General features: G+C 76.3%; 21 protein-coding genes. 11 read left to right on the top strand and 10 right to left on the bottom strand.

The window, feature by feature from the left end:
* Nucleotides 1-1,077: a 1,2-phenylacetyl-CoA epoxidase subunit PaaE gene (paaE, locus tag AB0J00_RS15180; RefSeq protein WP_357745909.1), complete on the top strand. Its 1,077-nt coding sequence runs from the start codon at nucleotides 1-3 to the stop codon at nucleotides 1,075-1,077.
* A 13-nt stretch (nucleotides 1,078-1,090) separates the two neighbouring features.
* On the top strand, nucleotides 1,091-1,480 hold the full coding sequence (locus tag AB0J00_RS15185; RefSeq protein WP_357745912.1) for a thioesterase family protein: 390 nt from the start codon (nucleotides 1,091-1,093) through the stop codon (nucleotides 1,478-1,480).
* On the opposite strand, the gene AB0J00_RS15190 is transcribed toward AB0J00_RS15185, so the two are convergent.
* Complete coding sequence (locus AB0J00_RS15190) at nucleotides 1,454-1,804, bottom strand: EthD family reductase (RefSeq protein ID WP_357745914.1); 351 nt, start codon at nucleotides 1,802-1,804, stop codon at nucleotides 1,454-1,456. The genes AB0J00_RS15185 and AB0J00_RS15190 overlap by 27 nt on opposite strands.
* A gap of 182 nt (nucleotides 1,805-1,986) precedes the next feature.
* On the opposite strand from AB0J00_RS15190, the gene AB0J00_RS15195 reads away from it, so the two are divergent.
* Complete coding sequence (locus AB0J00_RS15195) at nucleotides 1,987-3,114, top strand: NDMA-dependent alcohol dehydrogenase (RefSeq protein ID WP_357745916.1); 1,128 nt, start codon at nucleotides 1,987-1,989, stop codon at nucleotides 3,112-3,114.
* Between the two features lie 34 nt (nucleotides 3,115-3,148).
* On the opposite strand, the gene AB0J00_RS15200 is transcribed toward AB0J00_RS15195, so the two are convergent.
* Entirely contained in the window at nucleotides 3,149-4,357 is a 1,209-nt protein-coding gene (locus tag AB0J00_RS15200; RefSeq protein ID WP_357745919.1) for a cytochrome P450, read from the bottom strand.
* Between the two features lie 69 nt (nucleotides 4,358-4,426).
* The gene (locus tag AB0J00_RS15205) at nucleotides 4,427-5,347 is read right to left on the bottom strand and encodes a PDR/VanB family oxidoreductase (RefSeq protein WP_357745922.1); all 921 of its coding nucleotides are present in this window, start codon (nucleotides 5,345-5,347) and stop codon (nucleotides 4,427-4,429) included.
* Nucleotides 5,348-5,510: 163 nt separating this feature from the next.
* Between AB0J00_RS15205 and AB0J00_RS15210 the strand changes: the two genes are divergently transcribed.
* Nucleotides 5,511-6,263 carry an IclR family transcriptional regulator gene (locus AB0J00_RS15210; RefSeq protein WP_357745925.1) on the top strand — a complete coding sequence of 251 codons (753 nt, stop codon included), beginning with the start codon at nucleotides 5,511-5,513 and terminating at the stop codon, nucleotides 6,261-6,263.
* A gap of 43 nt (nucleotides 6,264-6,306) precedes the next feature.
* Nucleotides 6,307-7,605, top strand: a complete 1,299-nt coding sequence (locus tag AB0J00_RS15215; protein WP_357745927.1) for a metallophosphoesterase — start codon at nucleotides 6,307-6,309, stop codon at nucleotides 7,603-7,605.
* A 4-nt stretch (nucleotides 7,606-7,609) separates the two neighbouring features.
* Here the strand turns inward: AB0J00_RS15215 and AB0J00_RS15220 are convergent, their stop codons facing one another.
* Nucleotides 7,610-8,161 carry a CGNR zinc finger domain-containing protein gene (locus AB0J00_RS15220; RefSeq protein WP_357745929.1) on the bottom strand — a complete coding sequence of 184 codons (552 nt, stop codon included), beginning with the start codon at nucleotides 8,159-8,161 and terminating at the stop codon, nucleotides 7,610-7,612.
* Between the two features lie 74 nt (nucleotides 8,162-8,235).
* Here AB0J00_RS15220 and AB0J00_RS15225 point away from each other — a divergent pair, with 74 nt between their 5' ends.
* Entirely contained in the window at nucleotides 8,236-8,730 is a 495-nt protein-coding gene (locus AB0J00_RS15225) for a DinB family protein (RefSeq protein ID WP_357745930.1), read from the top strand.
* Nucleotides 8,727-9,899: an aminotransferase class I/II-fold pyridoxal phosphate-dependent enzyme gene (locus AB0J00_RS15230; protein WP_357745931.1), complete on the top strand. Its 1,173-nt coding sequence runs from the start codon at nucleotides 8,727-8,729 to the stop codon at nucleotides 9,897-9,899. Before AB0J00_RS15225 ends, AB0J00_RS15230 begins: the two co-directional genes overlap by 4 nt.
* Nucleotides 9,900-9,905: 6 nt before the next feature.
* On the opposite strand, the gene AB0J00_RS15235 is transcribed toward AB0J00_RS15230, so the two are convergent.
* The gene (locus AB0J00_RS15235) at nucleotides 9,906-10,169 is read right to left on the bottom strand and encodes a hypothetical protein (protein ID WP_357745932.1); all 264 of its coding nucleotides are present in this window, start codon (nucleotides 10,167-10,169) and stop codon (nucleotides 9,906-9,908) included.
* Between the two features lie 247 nt (nucleotides 10,170-10,416).
* Between AB0J00_RS15235 and AB0J00_RS15240 the strand changes: the two genes are divergently transcribed.
* The 3 genes from AB0J00_RS15240 to AB0J00_RS15250 are packed head-to-tail and all read left to right on the top strand — an operon-like array spanning nucleotide 10,417 to nucleotide 12,296.
* Nucleotides 10,417-11,637: an inorganic phosphate transporter gene (locus AB0J00_RS15240; RefSeq protein WP_357745934.1), complete on the top strand. Its 1,221-nt coding sequence runs from the start codon at nucleotides 10,417-10,419 to the stop codon at nucleotides 11,635-11,637.
* Between the two features lie 13 nt (nucleotides 11,638-11,650).
* A complete protein-coding gene (locus AB0J00_RS15245; protein ID WP_357745936.1) occupies nucleotides 11,651-11,965 on the top strand; it encodes a hypothetical protein in 315 nt (104 codons plus the stop codon).
* 10 nt (nucleotides 11,966-11,975) lie between these two features.
* Nucleotides 11,976-12,296, top strand: coding sequence for a DUF3349 domain-containing protein (locus tag AB0J00_RS15250; RefSeq protein ID WP_357745939.1), 321 nt, complete (start codon nucleotides 11,976-11,978; stop codon nucleotides 12,294-12,296).
* Between the two features lie 27 nt (nucleotides 12,297-12,323).
* Here AB0J00_RS15250 and AB0J00_RS15255 read toward each other — a convergent pair whose 3' ends face one another.
* On the bottom strand, nucleotides 12,324-12,914 hold the full coding sequence (locus AB0J00_RS15255; RefSeq protein WP_357745941.1) for a DUF1349 domain-containing protein: 591 nt from the start codon (nucleotides 12,912-12,914) through the stop codon (nucleotides 12,324-12,326).
* Nucleotides 12,915-12,983: 69 nt separating this feature from the next.
* Between AB0J00_RS15255 and AB0J00_RS15260 the strand changes: the two genes are divergently transcribed.
* Complete coding sequence (locus AB0J00_RS15260; RefSeq protein WP_357745943.1) at nucleotides 12,984-15,323, top strand: lysylphosphatidylglycerol synthase domain-containing protein; 2,340 nt, start codon at nucleotides 12,984-12,986, stop codon at nucleotides 15,321-15,323.
* A 4-nt stretch (nucleotides 15,324-15,327) separates the two neighbouring features.
* Here AB0J00_RS15260 and AB0J00_RS15265 read toward each other — a convergent pair whose 3' ends face one another.
* The 4 genes from AB0J00_RS15265 to AB0J00_RS15280 are packed head-to-tail and all read right to left on the bottom strand — an operon-like array spanning nucleotide 15,328 to nucleotide 19,859.
* Nucleotides 15,328-16,974, bottom strand: coding sequence for a bifunctional 3'-5' exonuclease/DNA polymerase (locus AB0J00_RS15265; protein WP_357745945.1), 1,647 nt, complete (start codon nucleotides 16,972-16,974; stop codon nucleotides 15,328-15,330).
* Nucleotides 16,971-17,639 carry a hypothetical protein gene (locus tag AB0J00_RS15270; protein WP_357745948.1) on the bottom strand — a complete coding sequence of 223 codons (669 nt, stop codon included), beginning with the start codon at nucleotides 17,637-17,639 and terminating at the stop codon, nucleotides 16,971-16,973. Before AB0J00_RS15270 ends, AB0J00_RS15265 begins: the two co-directional genes overlap by 4 nt.
* 22 nt (nucleotides 17,640-17,661) lie before the next feature.
* Nucleotides 17,662-18,669, bottom strand: coding sequence for a sugar phosphate isomerase/epimerase family protein (locus tag AB0J00_RS15275; RefSeq protein WP_357745949.1), 1,008 nt, complete (start codon nucleotides 18,667-18,669; stop codon nucleotides 17,662-17,664).
* Nucleotides 18,670-18,683: 14 nt separating this feature from the next.
* Nucleotides 18,684-19,859, bottom strand: a complete 1,176-nt coding sequence (locus AB0J00_RS15280) for a Gfo/Idh/MocA family oxidoreductase (protein WP_357745952.1) — start codon at nucleotides 19,857-19,859, stop codon at nucleotides 18,684-18,686.
* Nucleotides 19,860-19,879 lie beyond the last annotated feature (20 nt).

Below are 19,879 nucleotides of genomic sequence, written 5' to 3' on the forward strand. Positions count from 1 at the left end.
GTGACGGGCACGCAGCGGCGCCGGCCGCAGTTCCACCCGCTGACCGTCGCCGGGGTCGAGCGGCTCACCGACGACGCGGTGGCGGTGACCTTCGACGTCCCGGCCGAGCTCGCCGGGGACTACGCGTTCCGCCCCGGGCAGGCGCTCACCCTGCGCCGGGTCGACGGCGGGCGCGACGAACGCCGCTCGTACTCGATCTGCGCGCCGGCCGGCGCCCGGCCGCGGGTGGGGGTCCGCGAGGTGCCCGGCGGCCTGTTCTCCTCCTGGCTGGTGCACGACGTGCGGCCGGGCGACCGGATCGAGGTGCTGCCCCCGGCCGGGGCGTTCACCGCCGACCTGTCGGTGCCCGGCGACCACGTGTTCGTCGTCGCCGGCTCGGGGATCACGCCGGTGCTGTCGCTGGCCGGCACGGTGCTGCGGGACGGCGTCTCGACCGCGACCGTGCTCTACGGCAACCGCCGCACCGACACGGTGATGTTCGCCGACGAGCTGGCGGACCTGAAGGACGCGCACGGCCCCCGGCTGCAGCTGGTGCACGTGCTCTCCCGGGAGCCGCGCGACACCGAGCTGACCAGCGGCCGGCTCGACCGGGACCGGCTGCGCACGCTGGTCGGTGCGTTCACCGACCCGGCGGCCGTCGACCACTGGTGGCTGTGCGGGCCGCACGGCATGGTCACCGACGCCCGGGAGCTGCTCGCCGAGCTGGGCGTGCCGGCCGAGCGGGTGCACCAGGAGCTGTTCTTCGTCGACGACCTGCCACCCGCGCCGGTGCGCGGCGACGAGGAGATGGTCGCCGGGGACGCCGTCGCGGCGACCGTCGTCCTCGACGGCCGGACGACGACGCTCGCCGTGCCGCGCGACGTGCCGGTGCTGGACGCCGCCCAACGGGTGCGCGGCGACCTGCCGTTCGCCTGCAAGGGCGGGGTGTGCGGCACCTGCCGGGCGAAGGTCACCGCGGGCGAGGTGCGGATGCGGCGCAACTACGCGCTGGAGCCGGCGGAGGTGGCGGCCGGGTTCGTGCTCACCTGCCAGGCGCTGCCGGTGACCGACGCGGTGACCGTGGACTTCGACGCGTGACGGGCACAGCCGCGTGAGGGAGGTCCCGGTCGGCGCGACGGCGACCGTCGAGGTCGTCGTCACCGAGGAGATGACCGTCCGGTTCGACGAGCTGGGGCCGGTGCACCCGGTCTACGCGACCTACTCGATGGCCAAGCACTTCGAGGAGGCCGGCCGCAAGCTGATGCTCCGCCACCTCGAGCCGGACGAGGACGGCATCGGCCGGTCGGTCGCCGTCGAGCACCTGGCGCCCAGCCGGGTGGGCGCCCGTCTGCTGGTGACGGCCACCTGCACCGAGGTGCGGGGGAACCGGCTGACCTGCGCGCTCACCGCGGTCGACGGCGAGGGCCGCGAGGTGGGGCGGGGCAGCACGGTGCAGGCCGCGCTGCCCCGCGCGTCACTGCTCGCCCGGCTCGGCGGCTGAGGGGTCGGGTTCACCGGCGGCGTGCGGCGCGGCGGTGAACATGGTGACCAGGTCCATGCCACCCCAGGAGCTGAGGTCCTCGCCCGCGGCGGCCCACTCCGGGGTCCCGAACGCCTCCTTCATCGCCTCGGGCGACTCGAAGACCAGCTCGGCGAGCAGGTGGTACGCCGGCTTGCCGACCAGCTGGCGGGTGACCCGGTGCACCCGGTTCTCGACCAGCCCGGGGGTGCGCTCGACCAGCGGCACGTGGGTGCCGAAGTAGTGCTGCTCGAACTCGGCCGGGTCGTCGGGGGTGCGGTACAGGGCGAAGAAGCTCGCGGTCATGCCTGCTGCCTACCGCACCCGATCCCCTCCCGCAGCAGCCAGGCCCTGCCCGCAGCACGTTGCAGCCCGGGGCCCGGACGTTGCACGACCGTCGACACGGTGTGACCTGCGCCATACGGTGCGGCCGGGCGCAGCGGCGCGCCCACGCACGCCCTCGGCGTCGAGGGCAGGAGGAGGGACCCGTGCCCGTCAACACCCGCGGCGCGATCATGCGCTCGGCCCCCGGCACCTTCGAGGTCGTCGACCTGATCGCCGACGACCCGCGCCCCGGCGAGATCCAGGTGAAGCTGGCCGCGTCCGGTCTGTGCCACTCCGACGACCACCTGGCCACCGGCGACATCCCGGTCGCGCACTACCCGATGGCCGGCGGGCACGAGGGCGCCGGCGTCGTCACCGCCGTCGGCCCGAACACCCCCGGCTTCGCCGAGGGCGACCACGTGGTCTTCAGCTTCCTGCCCGCCTGCGGCAAGTGCCGCTGGTGCGCCTCGGGCATGTCCTACCTCTGCGACCTGGGCGCCGGGCTGCTGGTCGGTGCCCGGTTCGACGACCCGTCCAGCTTCCGGTTCTCCCTCCCCGACGGCACCCCGGTCGGCCAGATGTGCGGGCTGGGCACGTTCGCGGAGGTGACCACCGTCAGCGCCGACTCGGCGGTGAAGATCGACAAGGACATCCCGCTGGACGTCGCCTGCCTCACCGGCTGCGGCGTGGGCACCGGATGGGGGTCGGCGGTCACCGCGGCGCGGGTCGAGCCGGGCGAGACGGTGATCGTGATGGGCGTGGGCGGCATCGGCATCAACGCCGTCCAGGGCGCCGCGCACGCCGGCGCCACGCACGTCATCGCCGTCGACCCGGTCGAGTTCAAGCTGGAGACCGCCCGCGAGCTCGGCGCGACGGAGGTGTTCGCCAGCATCGAGGAGGCCGACGAGTTCGCCCGGAGCGTCACCAACGGCCAGGGCGCGGACAAGGCGATCGTGACGATCGGCGTCACCACCGGCGAGCACGTGGCCCAGGCGTTCCGCGCCATCCGCAAGGCCGGCACGGTCATCGTCACCGGGCTCGGCAACCTGCAGGAGGTCGGGATCCCGGTCTCGATCGGGGAGATGACGCTGTTCGCCAAGAAGATCGAGGGCGCGCTGTTCGGCGACTCCAACCCGCACACCGACATCCGCAAGATGCTGCAGCTCTACCAGGACGGCCGGCTCAAGCTGGACGAGCTCATCACCACCCGCTACACCCTCGACGAGGTGAACAAGGGCTACGAGGACATGCACGCCGGCAAGAACATCCGCGGCGTCATCGTCTACGACTGACGGAGGACCCCCGGCCTGGCGGCGCGGTGCGCCGTCAGGCCGGGACGACCCGCACGGGCAGGCTGTCCAGCGCGCGCAGCGTGTTGTTGTGGTGCCGCCGGACCGGGCCGGTCAGCTCGATCGACCGCACCCGCCGGACCAGCGCGGTGAGCACCGCCTCGGCCTCCAGCCGCGCGACGTGCTGGCCCACGCACTGGTGCAGCCCCATGCCGAAGCCGACGTGCCCGGACGGGTCGCGCGTCAGGTCGAACCGGTCGGGCTCGGCCCAGCGCCGCGGGTCACGGTTGGCGGCGGACAGGAACATCAGCACCTTGCGGCCCTCGGGGACGACGGTGCCGCCGATGGCGACGTCGGTGGTCGTCGTCCGGAAGAACGTCTGCACCGGCGACTCCCAGCGCACCGCCTCGTCGAAGGCGACCCGGGCGAGCGACGGCTCCTCGCGCAGCCGGGCCCAGGCCTCCGGATGGGTGGCCAGGCCGTAGAGGACGGCGGAGATGCCGTGCACCGTCGTGTCGACACCGGCGGTGAGCAGGGAGCGCACCATCAGCGGCGCCTGCTCCGGGGTGACCTCCCCGCGGTCGGCCATCGCCCAGATCGCGGCGCCGAAGCCGTCGTCCGACAACGCCTCCCGGCGGCACTGCTCCCCCACCCAGCCCGACAGCTCCGCGACCCGCGGCTCCCCCTTCGCCACCAGGTCGTTGGCCGGGCCGAACGCGTTGAACGCGTGGTCGCCGTAGGGCAGCAGGTTCTCCCGGCCGCTCTGCCCGATGCCGACCGCGTCGGGGAACACCCGCAGCGGGAACACCTGCGCGAGCGCGGGGACGACGTCGAACTCGGGACCCGCGGCGAGCACCTCGTCGACCAGCTGCTCGGCGTCGGCCACCCAGCGGTCGTGCAGGTGCCGCAGCGCCCGGGGACCGAGCACCTTCGCCAGCACCCGGCGGGGCGCGTCGTGCCGCGGCGGGTCGGCCTCCAGCAGCAGGCTCGGCGGGCGCCAGGGCTTCTCGGTGCGGAAGTTGCTCAGGCCGACACCGGCCGCCGACTGGAACTGCTGCCAGTCGGCCAGCGCGGCGTGCACCTCGGCGTAGCGGGCGAGGGCGAACACGTCGTACCGGCTCAGGTGGACGACCGGGCCGGCCTCCCGCAGCTGCTCGTGCATCGGCAGCGGGTCCTCGAGCACGTCGTGGCTGAACGGGTCGACGTCGCTCACCGGCAGGCCGGCGCTGGTCTCGAGCAGGCTCACAGTGGCTCCTCTCCGGTTCCTCGCGAGGAACCAGTCCGGTTTCTCGCGAGAAACCGGGGGTGGGTGGGGTCAGAGGTCCAGGACGAGGCGGTCGCCGCGGGAGCGGGACACGCAGGGGTACATGCAGTCACCGGCGGCGCGCTCGTCGTCGTCGAGCAGCGAGTCGCGGTGGTCGGGCTCGCCGGCGAGGACGGTCGTCTCGCAGGTGCCGCAGGTGCCCTGCCGGCAGGAGGACAGCACCTCGACGCCCGCGGTGGCCACCGCCTCGAGCACCGAGACGTCGGGGGTGACGGTCACCGTGCGGCCCGTGCGGCGGAGCTCCACCTCGAACGACGTCGCGAGGGCCGGCATCCCGGTGTCCACGGCGGTGAACCGCTCGGTGCGCAGCGTCCGGGCGGGCCAGGCGGCGCACACGTCCGCGAGCCCGGCGAGCAGCCGCGCCGGGCCGCACGCGTAGACCGGCGTGCCGGGCCGGGGTGCGCCGAGGAAGCCGGCCAGCTCGACCGGCCCGCGCTCGTCCCGCGGCGCCACCACCACCCGGTCGCCGTACGGCGAGAGCTCGTCGAGGAAGGCCATCGACGACCGCCGGCGGCCGACGTAGAGCAGCCGCCAGTCGGCGCCCAGCAGGTCCGCCTGGGCGATCATCGGCAGCAGCGGGGTGATGCCGATGCCGCCGGCGACGAACAGGTAGGACTCCGCCGGCACGAGCGGGAAGTTGTTGCGTGGGCCGCCCAGGCCCACCAGGGAGCCGGGCTCGAGCTCGCGGTGCACGTGCGCCGAGCCGCCCCGGCTCGCGGGCTCGAGCAGGACGCCGACCCGGTAGGTGTGCGCGTCCCAGCGGTCGCCGCACAGCGAGTACTGCCGGGTGAGCCCGTTGGCCAGCGTGAGGTCGACGTGCGCGCCGGGCGCCCAGTCCGGCAGCCGCCCCCCGTCGGCGGCGGCCAGGGTCAGGGTGACGACCCCGTCGGCCACCGGCGTCTTCTCGACCACGCGCACCAGCCTCCGGTCGACCGCGCGTCGCGCGGCCCCCGACGGCTGCTCTGCCACCAGCACTCCGACCTCCTCGTCGTCGATGCGGACGAGGATGCGGTCGCACCCCCCGCCGGCCGTAGCCGTTTCTCAATGGACGAGAGACCCGTGTCACACTCGGTGCGTGGCGCGGACCCCGACCGGCGAGTCGGTGCTGGCCCGCGCCGTGCGCGTCCTCGAGGCGTTCACCACCGACGACCCGGTGCTCCCGGTCGGCGAGGTGGCCCGGCGCAGCGGCCTGCACGTGGCGACGGCGTCCCGGCTGGTCGCCGAGCTCGTCGCGCACGGCCTGCTCGAGCGCGGGCCCGACCGGCGGGTGCGGGTCGGCGTCCGGCTGTGGGAGCTCGGCGCCCGCGCCTCGGCCACCGTGTCGCTGCGGGACGCCGCCATGCCCTTCCTGGAGGACGTGCACGCGGTCGTCGGCCACTCCGCGCAGCTCGGGGTGCTCGACGGCGACGAGGTGCTGTTCGTCGAGCGGCTCACCGCCCGCGACGCCGTCGTCAACTTCTCGCGGGTGGCCGGGCGGCTGCCGCTGCCCACGTCCTCCTCGGGGCTGGTGCTGCTCGCGCACGCCCCGCGGGAGCTGCAGGAGCGCGTGCTGGCGGGGCCGCTGCGGCCGGTCACGCCGGCCGGCTTCCGGACGGCGGTGCAGCTGCGCACCGCGCTCGCGGAGGTGCGCCGCACCCAGTGCGCGGTGCTGGCCGGCCACCAGCACCCCGAGGCCACCGGGGTGGCCGTCCCGGTGCGCGACGGGGACGGCGAGGTGGTCGCGGCGCTGTCGGTGGTGGTGCCGAACGACGGCCGGGCGCGGGAGCACGTGCCGCTGCTGCACGCCACCGCGCGCGGGATCACCCGGCGCCTCGGCGGCCCCCGGTGAGCGTGCACCGGGTGGCGGAGCACCCGCCGGACGAGGGGGCGGTGTGTCGCTGATCGCGGAGCTCGGGTTCGGGGTCGTCGTCCTGCTGGCCGTGGTGCTGCTGCACGGCCTGTTCTGGGCCCGGCTGGTGCGCGGCACCACCCGGCCCGGGCGGGTGCGCCGCCGGCTCACCGCCGTGCTCGTGGTGCTCGCCGCGCTGGTGCCGCTGGCCGTGACCGGCGAGGCGTTCCTGCCCGGTGCGGTGCAGACGGCGGTGGAGAGGGTCGGCTACAGCTGGCTGGGGGTCGCGTTCTACGCGTTCCTCGCGCTGCTGGCGCTGGAGCCGGTGCGCTGGGTGCTGCGGGCGGCGCAGCGCCGCCGGGCCCGGGCCGTCGCCGCGCCCCCGGCCGACCATGCCCCCGAGCCCGACCGTGCCCCCGGGACCGACCCACCCCCCGGGACCGACCCACCCCCCGGGACCGACCATGCCCCCGAGCCTGACCGTGCCCCCGAGCCAGCCGACGTCCCGCGGCGGCTGTTCCTGGCCCGGTCGCTGGCGGTGACCGCCGGCGCCGTGGCGCTCGGGACGGCGGGCACCGGGGCGGTGCTGGCGAACTCCGCGCCGGTGGTGCGCCGGGTGCCGGTCGCTATCAGCGGGCTGGACCCCGCGCTGGCCGGCTACCGGATCGTCACCTTCTCCGACGGGCACCTGTCGCGCACCTACGGCGGCCGGCGCTTCGAGCGCGTCGTCGAGCTGGTCAACGCCCAGCGCCCGGACGCCGTGGCCGTCGTCGGCGACTTGGTCGACGGCGAGGTCGCCGACCTGCGCGAGGACGTCGCCCCGCTGCGCGACCTGGTCAGCCGGGACGGCGCCTTCTTCGTGACCGGCAACCACGAGTACTTCGTCGACACCCGGGCGTGGCTGCGGCACCTGCCCACGCTGGGCATCGAGGTCCTGCGCAACGAGCGGGTCGCGCTCGGCCGCGGCGGTGCCGCCCTCGACCTGGCCGGCATCGACGACCGCACCGCCGCGGACTCCGGCCTGCCCGGGCACGGCGCCGACCTGGACGCCGCGCTCGACGGCCGGGACGACAGCCGGCCGGTGGTGCTGCTCGCCCACCAGCCCGTCCAGGTCACGCAGGCGCAGGCCGCCGGGGTCGACCTGCAGCTGTCCGGGCACACCCACGGCGGCCAGCTGTGGCCCTTCGACGCCGCCGTCCGGCTCGACCAGCCGGTGGTGGAGGGGCTGTCCCGGCACGGCCGCACCCAGCTCTACGTCACCGCCGGCGCCGGGTACTGGGGCCCGCCGATGCGGGTGGGTGCCCGCCCGGAGGTCACCGTCATCGAGCTCGTCGCGGGCTGAGCGTTCAGGCGGGAGCCCGCCGGCGCCGGCGGTAGCTGGCGGCCTTCGCCCGGTTGCCGCACTCCTGCATGCCGCACCAGCGGCGCGGCGCGCCGCGGGAGGCGTCGACGAACAGCCGGGTGCACGCCTCCCCGGCGCACTCCCGGATGCGCTCGGCCTCGGGGCCGCCGAGCAGCTCGGCGGCGTCCCGCGCCACCGCGGACAGCACCGCGGCGAGCTGCCCGGTGCGGCGCAGCGACCCGTCGGGCTGCAGCCGCGGGGTGACCGGCACCGGCCCGGCTGCCCGCTCCAGCTGCGCCAGCGCGCCGGCGTCCCAGGGCCGCTGCTCGCTGCGCGCGAGCGCCAGGGCGTAGACCGCCTCGCGCACGGCGTGCACGTCGGCCAGCCCGGCGGCGTCGACCTCGGGCGGCGTGTCCACGAGCCCGGCGTCCACCGCCCAGCGGGCTGCGGCTTCCGGCGCGCCCAGCAGCTCCTCGGGCTCGGACCGGCGCCACTTGAGCGTGCCGGCCAGGTCGAGGGAGGGGCGGCCGCTGACGAACACGAACGGATCGGGCACGTCACCAGCTTGACAGGTGACGGGCTCGGTGGCCAGGGTCTGCGTCACCGATCAGACCGGTGACGAGGAGTGCGATGCGACCGACGACCGAGGGCCCGCGGCTGGTGGCCGCGCCCGAGTACCTGCAGTGCGCCGACCGGGCGCTGGCCGGGATGCGCGACCTGGTGGCCGCCCTCGGGGACGAGCGCGCCAACGAGCGGCCCGCGGTGCCCGGCGCGAACACCCCGTACGCGCTGCTCACCCACTGCCTCGGGGTGGTCGACTACTGGTGCGGGCACCTGGTCGCGGGGCGGCCGGTCGAGCGCGACCGGGACGCGGAGTTCCGCGCGCGGGGCCCGGTGGGTCCGCTGCTCGCCCGGGCGGACGCCGTCCGCGCGCAGCTGGCGGCGGACGTCGTGGCCGCCGACCCCGGCGCCCCGCTGACCGCCGAGCCGCCTGCGGAGTACCTGGGGCCCGACGGCATCGGCACCCGGGGCGCCGCGCTGCTGCACGTGCTCGAGGAGCTGGTGCAGCACCACGGTCAGATGGAGGTCCTGCGCGACGCCCTGGTCGCGGAGGCGCGGGCATGACCGCCGATCCCGGCTTCGACCGGCTGGACCGCGGCTGGCTGCGCGCGAAGGACGGCGTCAAGTGGCACCGCGTCGCGCCGGACGTGCTGCCCGCCTGGGTGGCCGACATGGACTTCCCCGTGCCGGCGGTGGTGCGCGACGCGCTGCACGACCTGGTCGACCGCGCCGACCTCGGCTACCCCGACTGGCCGGCCGGCACGCCGCTGCGGGACGCGTTCGCCCGGCGGATGCAGGAGCGGTACGGCTGGGCCGTGGAGCCGGCGCGGGTACGCGAGCTGACCGACCTCATCCAGGGCGTGCAGCTGGTGCTGCACCTGGGCACGCAGCCCGGGGACGCCGTCGCCGTGCTCACCCCGTGCTACCCGCCGTTCCTGGCGTCGCTGGCCACCATGGGCCGCCGGCTGGTGCCGGTCCCCGTGCAGGACGGGCCGGCCGGCTGGGCGTTCGACGCCGAACGGTTCGACCGGGACGTCCGGGAGACCGGCTGCCGGGCGCTGCTGCTGGTCAACCCGCACAACCCGACGGGCCGGGCCTTCACCCGGGCCGAGCTGGCGCAGCTGGCGGACGTCGCCCGCCGGCACGACCTGCTCGTGCTGTCCGACGAGGTGCACGCCGACCTGGTGCAGGCACCGCACCGGCACGTGCCGTTCGCCTCGCTGGACGACGACGCGGCGGCGCGCACCGTCACGATCACCTCGGCCACGAAGGCGTTCAACCTCGCCGGCATCCGCACCGCGGTGGCGCACGTCGGCGACGACCGGCTGCTGGCCGCCCGCGACGCGCAGCCGCCGGACCTCTTCGGCCAGGTCAACCTGCTCGGCGTCGCGGCCACCTGCGCCGCGTGGACCGCCGGTGACGCCTGGCTGGCCGGCGTCCTGGCGCGGCTGCGCGCCAACCGCGACGAGGTCGCCCGCCGGCTGGCGGACGAGGCGCCGCGCGTCGGCCACACCCCGCCGGACGCCGGCTACCTCAGCTGGCTGGACCTGCGGGCGCTGGCCTGGGGCGACGACCCGGCGCAGGTGCTGCTGGAGCGCGGCCGGGTCGCCCTCAGCGCCGGGCCGGAGTTCGGGCCCGGCGGCGCCGGCTTCGCGCGGCTGAACTTCGCCACGTCGCCGGAGGTGCTGGACGACGTGCTCACCCGGCTGGTCGCGACGGTGCCCGGGGGCTGAGCGGGCTCAGCCGACGAACGGCTGCGCGTCGGCGGCCGGCCCGGACACCACGCGGCCGCCGACCCGCAGCTCGCCCACCCGCAGGTCGGAGATCTCGGCACGGCGCACGCTCAGCCGGCCGATCCGCAGCATGCCGATGGCGACCGCCCCCGCGGCCAGCGCGCCGACGGCGAACGACCCCACGGCCAGCGCGCCGAGCGCCGTCCTGCCGACCGCCACCGCGTTGGCGGCCACCGGCGCGCGCACCGCGACCGGCCGCCGCACCACCACCAGCCGCCCTCCCGCGCTCCCGGGTCCCCGTACCGCACTGCGCCGTCCGCCCATGCCGGCCTCCTCGCCGCCCCGCCGTTGCGCGGTCGAGGCTGCCCGCCGGGTGCGACGTGGACCACGGTCGTTGGTCCCGACCCGCGCCGGCAGGTGAACGGCGGGTGAACGGCTCTCCCGGCGCAGCTGAACTCTGCGCCGGGAGGGCACGTCCACGGTGTGCCCGCTCGTCCAGGGGGCCAGTGTGGTCGCCGTGGACTCAGCAACCGTCATCCTGGTGCTGGTCGTCGTGGTGGCGCTCTCGTTCGACTTCACCAACGGCTTCCACGACACCGCGAACGCGATGGCGACCTCCATCGCCACGCACGCCCTCCCCCCGAAGGTCGCCGTCGCGCTCTCCGGCGTCCTGAACCTGGTCGGCGCGTTCCTCTCCGTCGAGGTCGCGCTCACCGTCACGAACGCGGTCGTGCACATCCAGGACGCCGACGGCACACCCCGTGCGGAGCTCCTCGGCGGGGGCGGCGCCGACCTGCTCACCATCGTGCTGGCCGGCCTGGTGGGCGCGATCGTCTGGAACCTGCTCACCTGGCTGCTGGGCCTCCCCAGCAGCTCCTCGCACGCGCTGTTCGGCGGGCTCATCGGCTCGACCATCGCGGGGCTGGGCTGGAGCGGCGTCAACTGGCAGGGTGACGGCTCGAAGATCGACGGCGTCGTCGGCAAGGTGATCGTGCCGGCCATCGCGTCGCCGGTCGTCGCCGGCGTCGTGGCCGCCGTCGGCACCTGGCTGGTCTACCGGGTGGTGGTCGGCGTCGCCGCCCGCTACACCGACCGCGCCTTCCGCTGGGGCCAGATCGGCTCGGCGTCGCTCGTCTCGCTCGCGCACGGCACCAACGACGCGCAGAAGACGATGGGCGTCATCACGCTCGCGCTGATCGCGTCGGGCCACTGGACGTCGACCACCGGCATCCCGTTCTGGGTGAAGTGCGTCTGCGCGCTGGCCATCGCCCTGGGCACCTACCTCGGCGGCTGGCGGATCATCCGCACCCTCGGCAAGGGGCTGGTCCAGATCGCGCCGCCGCAGGGCATGGCCGCCGAGACCTCGTCCGCGGCGGTCATCCTGGTCTCCAGCCACCTCGGGTTCGCGCTGTCGACCACCCACGTGACCACCGGCTCGGTGCTCGGCACCGGCGTCGGGAAGCCCGGCGCCACGGTGCGCTGGCGGGTGGCCGGCCGGATGGTCACCGCCTGGCTGATCACCATCCCGGCGTCGGCGGTCGTCGGCGCGGTCATGTGGTACATCGCCCACGGCCTGGGCGGCGGGGTCCTCGGCGCGCTCGTGGTCACCGCGCTGCTGGTCGCCGCGGCGGGGGCCATCTACGCCCGGTCCCGGCGGCAGCCGGTGCACGCGGGCAACGTCAACGACGAGTGGGACGCGCCGGCGGAGGCCGAGCGCACCCCCGCGAGCATGAGCTAGGGAGCGGGCCACCGTGCACGTCCTCGGACTGGAACTGCAGGCCCTCGGCAAGATCCTGCTGGTCGGCCTGCTGCTGGGCGCCGGGCTCCCGGTGCTGTTCTCCGCCGGCATCCGGGCGATGGCCTGGGGCACCGGCGGGGAGGCCGAGACCCACCCGGACGGCGGGGCGGCCGCCGTGCCCCACCCGCTGGGCCGGGTGCTCGGCGTCCTGTGCTTCGCCGTCGTGCTCGCCTGCGTCGCACTCGGCATCACCTACGTCGTGGCCAGCGGCTTCGGGAAGACGTTCAGCTTCGAGCACGTCGTCCCGACCCTGGTCGACAAGTCCTGAGGGAGCCCCGGTGACCAGCACCAACGCCAACACCAACTTCGCCGCCCGCGTCGTCGACTGGCTGCGCGCGGGGTACCCGGCCGGCGTCCCGCAGCAGGACTACGTCGTGCTGCTCGGGCTGCTGCGCCGGAAGCTCACCGACACCGAGGTGCACCAGATCGCCGCGGACCTCGCCGGCCTCGCCGCGCAGGGCGAGGTGATCACGACCGCGGACGTCGAGCGGATGGTCAACGCCGCCACCCTCGACGAGCCCTCGGCGGACGACGTCAACCGGGTCTCGTCGCGGCTGGCGGCCGGCGGGTGGCCGCTCGCCGACGACCCCGACCGCTGACCGCCGCACGCGCGGCCGGCGCGCGGCTCAGTGCAGCTGCGCGTCGGCCGGGCCGGTCGCCCACCGGCGGAACCGCACGGTGAGCCCGTCGCGGGTCGGCGCGCAGCAGTACGGCCCCGCGGACAGCGCGACACCGGCCGGGAACGGCGCCACCCGCACCAGCCGGAACGGTTCGTCGTCGACCCGCGCGCGCACGGTGACCGCGTCGCCGGCGCGGCTGGCCCGCACGGTCACCCGGCGGCCGGCCCAGCCCGGCACCGGGGCCACGGACCAGTCCGAGCGGCCCAGCGTCACGACCGCGCCGAGCTGCAGGGCGCCGTCGGACACCTCCACGCCGGCTTTGAGCCAGGTCTCCGCGCCGGCCCGCAGCACCAGCCCGGCCTGGTCGAACTGCTGGTCGTACGCCGCGTCGAAGGTCACCTCGACCGCGCCCGGGTCGGCCAGCGGGGCCAGCAGCGCGTGCGCGTCGTCCCGGACGAACCCGTAGGCGGTGTGCCGCCAGGCGTCGCTGCCGCGCACCGCGGTGACGAGCAGGTCGGGCCCCTCCCCGGCCACCGAGACGGGCGGGCTGGTCCACCCACCGGCCGACCACGGGACCACCTGGAGCGCACCGGTCATGGCGGCACGCTAGGCCGCGGGCCGCCCGCTGTCGGGCAGCGGGGGTGGCGGCCCGGATACTTGCTCCCCGTGACGGAGACGGGCAGGCGCGGAGCGCGGTCGTTCTGGCCGCGGGACCGCGTCCGCCGCCCGGCCGACGCGACCTGGCTGTCCGCCGTCCTCGGGGTCACCCTCGTGCTCGGCCTGCTGGCGCGGCTGCTGCCCGCGCAGGCCGAGGTCGGCGTCCCGGACGGCGTCTGGGGCGTGCCCCGCACGCTGCTGAGCGTCGCCAACGCCGCCGCCTCGCTCGCCGTCCTGGCGGTGCTCGCCGCGGTCGCCGCGGACGCCGTGCGCCGCCGCCGGTTCGCGCTGCTGCCCGCCGCGCTGGGCAGCAGCCTGGGCGCGCTGCTCGCGGTGGCCGCCGACGAGGCCGCGGACGCCGGCTGGACGGTGGTGCTGGGCCCGCCCGAGGACTCCGCGGTGGTGCCGCTGGCCGCCGGCGTCGGGTTCCTCGTGGCCGCCGACCTGCCGCACGGCCGCCGGCTGCTCGCCGCCGGCTACGCGGCGCTGACCGCCGCCGCGGCCTGCGCCCTCGCGCTGGACAGCCTCACCGTGCCCGGGCTGGTCGCCGCCGGGCTGACCGGCACCGCCGCGGGGCTCGCCCTCCGCGTCGCCCTCGGCGTGGTCGCCGCCCGCCCCGCCGAGGACCTGGTGCGCGCCGTGCTCGCCCGCGCCGGGGTCGCGCTCGACGGCCTGCACCCGCGGCAGCAGGAGGCCGGCCGGGCGCGCTACGCCTCCGCCGACGACTTCGGCGAGCTGCTGGTCACCGTGGTCGACCCCGACCGCCGCGGCGTCACGCTGGCCGCGCGCGCCTGGCGGCTGGTCCGGTTCCGCACCCCGGCGATCGGCCGGCCGGCCCTGTCGCTGCGCGGCGTGCTGGAGCGGCAGGCGCTGGTGTCGGGGCTGGCCGCCTCCGCGGGGGTCGCCGTCCCGCCGGTGCTCGCGCTGGTCGCGGCCGGCCCCGGTCTGGTGCTGGTCGAGCGGCCGCTCGCCGGTACCCCGCTCGCCGCGGCCGCCGACGGCGGGCTGCCCGCGCCCGACGCGCTGGTCCGCGCCTTCCGTGCGCTGCGCCGGCTGCACGACGCCGGGGTCGCGCACGGCGCGCTCACCGCGGGGGCCGTGGTGCTGCTGCCCACCGGCGAGGCCGGGCTGACCGACCTGCAGCTCGCCCAGCCCGCGGCCAGCGACCTGCAGCGGGACCTGGACGTCGTCGCGCTGCTGGTGGCCGGCGCGACGCTGACCGGCGCGCAGGAGGCGGTCGCCGCGCTGCGCACCGGCTACCTGCCGGTGCCGGCGGCCGAGGCCCGGCTCGCGCCGCTGGTGCAGCCGCTGGGCCTGCCCCGCCCGGTCCGCCGGGCGATCGCCGGCACCCCGGTGCTCGACGAGCTGCGCGCGGCGATGACGGCGCCGGCCCGCCGGGGCGCCACCGCCGCGCCCCGGCTGGAGCGGGTGCGGCTGCGCACGGTGCTCAGCGTCGTCGGCGGCACCGTCGCCGCGTACGTGCTGGCCTCGCAGCTGTCCGACGTCGGGCTCGCCGACGCGCTGGCCGGGGCGCGGCTGGGCTGGTTCGCCGTCGCGCTGGCCGGCTCGGCGGTCACCTACCTGGGGTCGGCGCTGGTGCTCAACGCCTTCTCCCCCGCCCGGCTGCCGCTCGGGCGCAGCACCCTGGTGCAGGTGGCCGCGTCGTTCGTGACGCTGGTGACGCCGCCCACCGTCGGGCACCTCGGGCTCAACGTGCGGTACCTGCAACGGTCGGGGGTGGCGACGGCGGTCGCCGCGGCCACCGTGGGCGTCGGGCAGGTGGTCACCGTCGCGGTCACCGTGCTGGTGCTCGTCGCCTGCGGCTGGCTGAGCGGTGTCTCCCCGACCCGCCCGTCGCTGCTGCCCAGCGGGGAGGTGCTCGCCGTGCTGGGGGTGGCCGCGCTGGTGCTCGCCCTGGTCGCGGCGGTGCCGGCCAGCCGGCACGCGCTGCGCCGCCGGCTCGAGCCGCTCGTGCGGCGCACGCTGCCGCAGCTGGTCGAGGCGGTCAGCGACCCCCGCCGGCTGGGCACCGCCGTCGCCGGCGTGCTGGTGCTCAACGGCGGCTACGTGCTCGCGCTCGACGCCTCGCTGCGCGCGTTCAACACCTCGGTGGCGTTCCCGGCGCTGGTGGTGGTCTACCTCGTCGGGTCGACCGTGGGCTCCGCGGCGCCGACCCCCGGCGGGCTGGGCGCGGTCGAGGCGTCGCTGGTCGGCGGGCTCACCGCCACCGGCCTGCCGGTCGCCACCGCCATCACCGCGGTGCTGGCGTTCCGGGCCGCCACGTTCTGGCTGCCGGCACCGGTGGGCTGGCTGGCGTTCGTCGGGTTGCAGCGCCGCCAGCACCTCTGAGCGGTCAGCCGGCGTCCGCCCACGACCGGACGACGGCGACGTCGAGCGGGAAGTCCACCGGGAACCCGCCGAACAGCAGCCGCCCGGCCTCCGCCGCCGACGCGCGCACCTCCGCGACGACCTGGTCGACGAGGGGCTCGGGGGTGTGCACGAGCACCTCGTCGTGCAGGAAGAACACCAGGTGCGGGCGCTCCTCGAGCCGGCCGTCGGCCCTCAGCGCCCACAACCGGTTGCGCAGGTCGGCCAGCCAGCACAGCGCCCACTCCGCGCCGGTGCCCTGCACGACGAAGTTGCGGGTGAACCGGCCCCAGGCGCGGCGGTGCCGGTCGCGGTCCTCCCGCCCGGGGGCCTGCTCCGGCGGCTCGCCCAGGTCGGCGGCGCGCTCCGCCCACGCCCCGGTCGGCCGGGGCGAGCCGCGGCCGAGCAGGGTCGACACCACCTCACCGCGTTCACCGGCCCGGGCGGCGGCCTCCACCAGGCCGATCGCGCGGGGGTAGCGGCGGGTCAGCCGCGGCATCATCCGGCCGCTCTCGCCGCGGGTGCCGCCGTACATCGCGCCGAGGATGCCGACCTTGGCCTGGGCGCGGGTCTCGACCGTGCCGGCGTCGACCATGCCCTGGTAGAGGTCGACGGACAGCGCGGCCTCCGCCATCGCGGTGTCCCCGCTCATCCCCGCCAGCACCCGGGGCTCCAACTGCGCGACGTCCGCGACGACGAACCGCCAGCCCTCGTCGGCGACCGCGGCCGGGCGCACCTGGGTCGGCACCGACAGCGCGCCGCCGCCGTTGCTCGCCCACCGCCCGGTGACCACACCGCCGGGCACGAACCACGAGCGGAACCGGCCGCCGCCCACCCAGGTGTCCAGCCAGTTCCAGCCGTTGGCCGTCATCAGCCGGGACAGCTTCTTGTACTCCAGCAGCGGTCCGACGACGGGGTGGTCGAGCTGCTCGAGCGTCCAGGACCGGGTGTCGGGCACCGGCAGGCCGGCCGACTGCAGCGTGCGCAGCAGCGCCGCCGGGGAGTCCGGGTTGAGCTCCGGCGCGCCCAGCGCGGCGCGGACCTCCCGGGCCAGCGCCTCCAGCACCGCGGGCCGCTGCCCGGCGACCGGCCGGGGACCGAGCAGCTCGGCCAGCAGCCGCTCGTGGACGTCGGCGCGCCACGGCAGCCCGGCGTGCGTCATCTCCGCGGCGGCCAGCGCCCCCGACGACTCCGCGGCCAGCAGCAGCCCCAGCCGCGCGCGCTGCGGGGAGGCGGCCACGACGGCGCGCTGGCGGGAGTCCTCGGCGACCGGGTCGAGCGCGTCGGCGGGGTCGTCGAGCGGAAAGAGCGCGGCGTCGATGGCGGTGACCGGCTCCAGCGCGTCCCAGCCGGCGGCATCGGGACCCTCGAGCAGGCCGGCGTCGGTGAACGGCGAGGACCGCAGGACGGCGTGGCAGAGCCGCAGGTCGGTGCAGCGGGCCACCCGCACCCCGGCCGCGAGCAGCGCGGGGTACCAGCGGGTGGTGTCGTCCCAGACCCAGCGCACCGGGTCGCCGTCCTCGCGCTCGCGGACGAACGAGGGCAGCTCCGCCGCGGGCAGCCGGTGGACCCGACCGTCCTCGGAGGCCGTGACCGTGTCCGCGCCGGCACGGACGAGGACGACCCGGTTCACCCGCCCAGTGTCGCCGAGGGGTCCGACGGGCCGGGCACCTGCACCGTGGTCGTCACCCGCACCACCGCGGGGCCCGGCGGCACCGAGCCGAACCCGAACGTCACCGGCGGCCGCACCGCGGTGAGGCCGCCGAGCGGCTCGCCGTCCCAGCTGGCGTGCCCACCGGCGAGGGTGTGCAGGTCCTGCACGCCGTACCACTCGGTGCGCCCGCCCCCGGCCGAGCCGCGGGTGCGCAGGCCGGTGAGCAGCCGCGCGGGGAGGTCGAGCAGCCCGATCCAGGCGGGCGTGACGGCCACCCGCCGGGGCACGGCGTGCAGCAGCAGCCCCAGCGGCGGGCGACGTCCCTCCTGGGCGGTGAGCTGCAGCGGGCCGGCGGTGAGCTCCCACCGGCCGGCGTCCGGGCGGGTGACCCGGACGTCGACCAGCCGCACCTCGTCGAACGTGTACGTGCTCGCGACGAAGTCGGCGACCTCCTGGCGCGGCGCGAGCAGCAGCCGGTGCCCGTCGGGCCGCTGAACCATGACGTCGGACATCGGGCCCAGCGGGGAGCGCGGCCAGTGCCCGAGCACCACCCGGGTGCCGGTCTCCGTGCCGGTGCCGAGGATCCAGCCGTCGAAGGCGTGCCGGGCACCGGCCGGGCGGCGGGTCAGGATCGAGCGGGTCACCGCCCGATCCTGACCCGTGCGCTCAGTTCCCGCTGGCGAACGCGCTGTCGAACGCCGCGGCCGGCGGGTCGAACGCCAGCCGGCGGACGAACTCGAGCGCCTCGGGCGCGCCGACCAGCCGGTCCATCCCGGCGTCCTCCCACTCCACCGAGATCGGGCCGTCGTAGCCGATGGTGTTGAGCATCCGGAAGCACGCCTCCCACGGCACGTCGCCGTGGCCGGTGGACACGAAGTCCCAGCCGCGCCGCGGGTCGGCCCACGGCAGGTGCGAGCCCATCCGGCCGTTGCGGCCGTTGCCGACCTGCTTCTTCGCGTCCTTGCAGTCGACGTGGTAGATCCGGTCCTTGAAGTCCCAGAGGAAGCCGACCGGGTCGAGGTCCTGCCAGACGAAGTGCGACGGGTCCCAGTTCAGCCCGAACGCCTCGCGGTGGCCGATCGCCTCCAGCGTGCGCACCGTCGTCCAGTAGTCGTAGGCGATCTCGCTCGGGTGGACCTCGTGGGCGAAGCGCACACCGACCTCGTCGAAGACGTCGAGCACCGGGTTCCACCGGTCGGCGAAGTCGCGGTAGCCGGCGTCGACCATCGACTCGGGCACCGGCGGGAACATCGCCACGGTCTTCCAGATCGACGAGCCGGTGAAGCCGACGACGACGTCGACACCGAGCGCGCGGGCGGCCCGCGCGGTCGCCTTCATCTCCTCGGCGGCCCGCTGCCGCACGCCCTCGGGGTCGCCGTCGCCCCACACCCGCGGGTGCACCATGCCGCGGTGCCGCTCGTCGATCGGGTCGTCGCAGACGGCCTGGCCGTTGAGGTGGTTGGAGATGGCGAACACCTGCAGGCCGTGCCGCTCGAGCAGGTCCCGCCGCTCCTTGACGTAGGCGTCGTCCTCGGCGGCCCGGACGACGTCGAGGTGGTCGCCCCAGCAGGCGATCTCCAGGCCGTCGTAGCCCCAGCCCGACGCGAGCCGGCACACCTCCTCGAACGGCAGGTCGGCCCACTGGCCGGTGAACAGGGTGACGGGGCGGGGCATGCTCGGTCCTCTCCTCAGATCTCGGTGAACGCGCTGTTGGCCGCGGCGCTGCGCTCGACGGCGGCGAGCACCCGCTGCACCTGCAGGCCGTCGGCGAACGACGGCGTGGGCTGCTCCCCGGCGGCCAGGGCGGTGACCAGGTCGACGACCTGGTGGGTGAAGGCGTGCTCGTAGCCCAGCCCGTGGCCGGCCGGCCACCAGGCGGCCACGTAGGGGTGGCCGGGCTCGGTGACGACGATGCGGCGGAAGCCGGCGGTCTCGGCCGGGTCGTCGCCGTCGTAGAGGTGGAGCACGTTCATGTCCTCGAAGTCGAACGCCAGGCTGCCCGCCGAGCCGTTGACCTCGATGCGGATGGCGTTCTTCCGGCCCAGCGCGAACCGGGTGGCCTCGAAGGTGCCCAGCGCCCCGCCGGAGAAGCGGGCGAGGAAGACGGCGGCGTCGTCCACGGTGACCTCGCCCATCCCGCTGCCGGCGACCCCGGCCAGCGACCCCGTGCTCGCTGGCAGGGGCCGCTTCTTGACGAACGTCTCGAGCATCGCGCTGACCCCGGTGAGGCTCTCGCCGGTGATGAACTGGGTGAGGTCGACGATGTGCGCGCCGATGTCGCCCAGCGCCCCGGAGCCGGCGCGCTGCTTGTCCAGCCGCCAGGACATCGGGGCGGTCGGGTCGGCGATCCAGTCCTGCAGGTACTGGGCGCGGACGTGCCGGACCTGCCCGATCCGGCCCTCCGCCACCAGCTGCCGGGCCAGCGCGATCGCCGGCACCCGCCGGTAGGTGAACCCGACCATCGCGCGCACCCCGTGCTCGGCGGCGGCCGCGGCGGCGGCGGTCATCGCCTCGGCCTCGGCGACGCTGTTGGCCAGCGGCTTCTCGCACAGCACGTGCTTGCCGGCCTCGAGCGCGGCGATCGCGATCTCGGCGTGCGTGTCGCCGGGGGTGCAGACGTCGACCAGGTCGACGTCCTCGCGGGTCACCAGCCGGCGCCAGTCGGTTTCGGTGGCCGCCCACCCCAGCCGGCCGGCCGCCGCGGCGAGGGTGGCGGGGTCGCGGCCACCGAGCACGGCGAGCTCGGGGGTCAGCGGCAGGTCGAAGAAGCGGGGGGCGGTGCGCCAGGCCTGGGAGTGGGCCGCGCCCATGAAGGCGTGGCCGACCATGCCGACGCGCAGCGGCGGACGGGGGGAAGCGGACATCAGCGGGGGCTCCAGCAGGT

It is taken from the genome of Modestobacter sp. NPDC049651, from assembly GCF_040659695.1.
Taxonomy (GTDB): Bacteria; Actinomycetota; Actinomycetes; order Mycobacteriales; family Geodermatophilaceae; genus Modestobacter.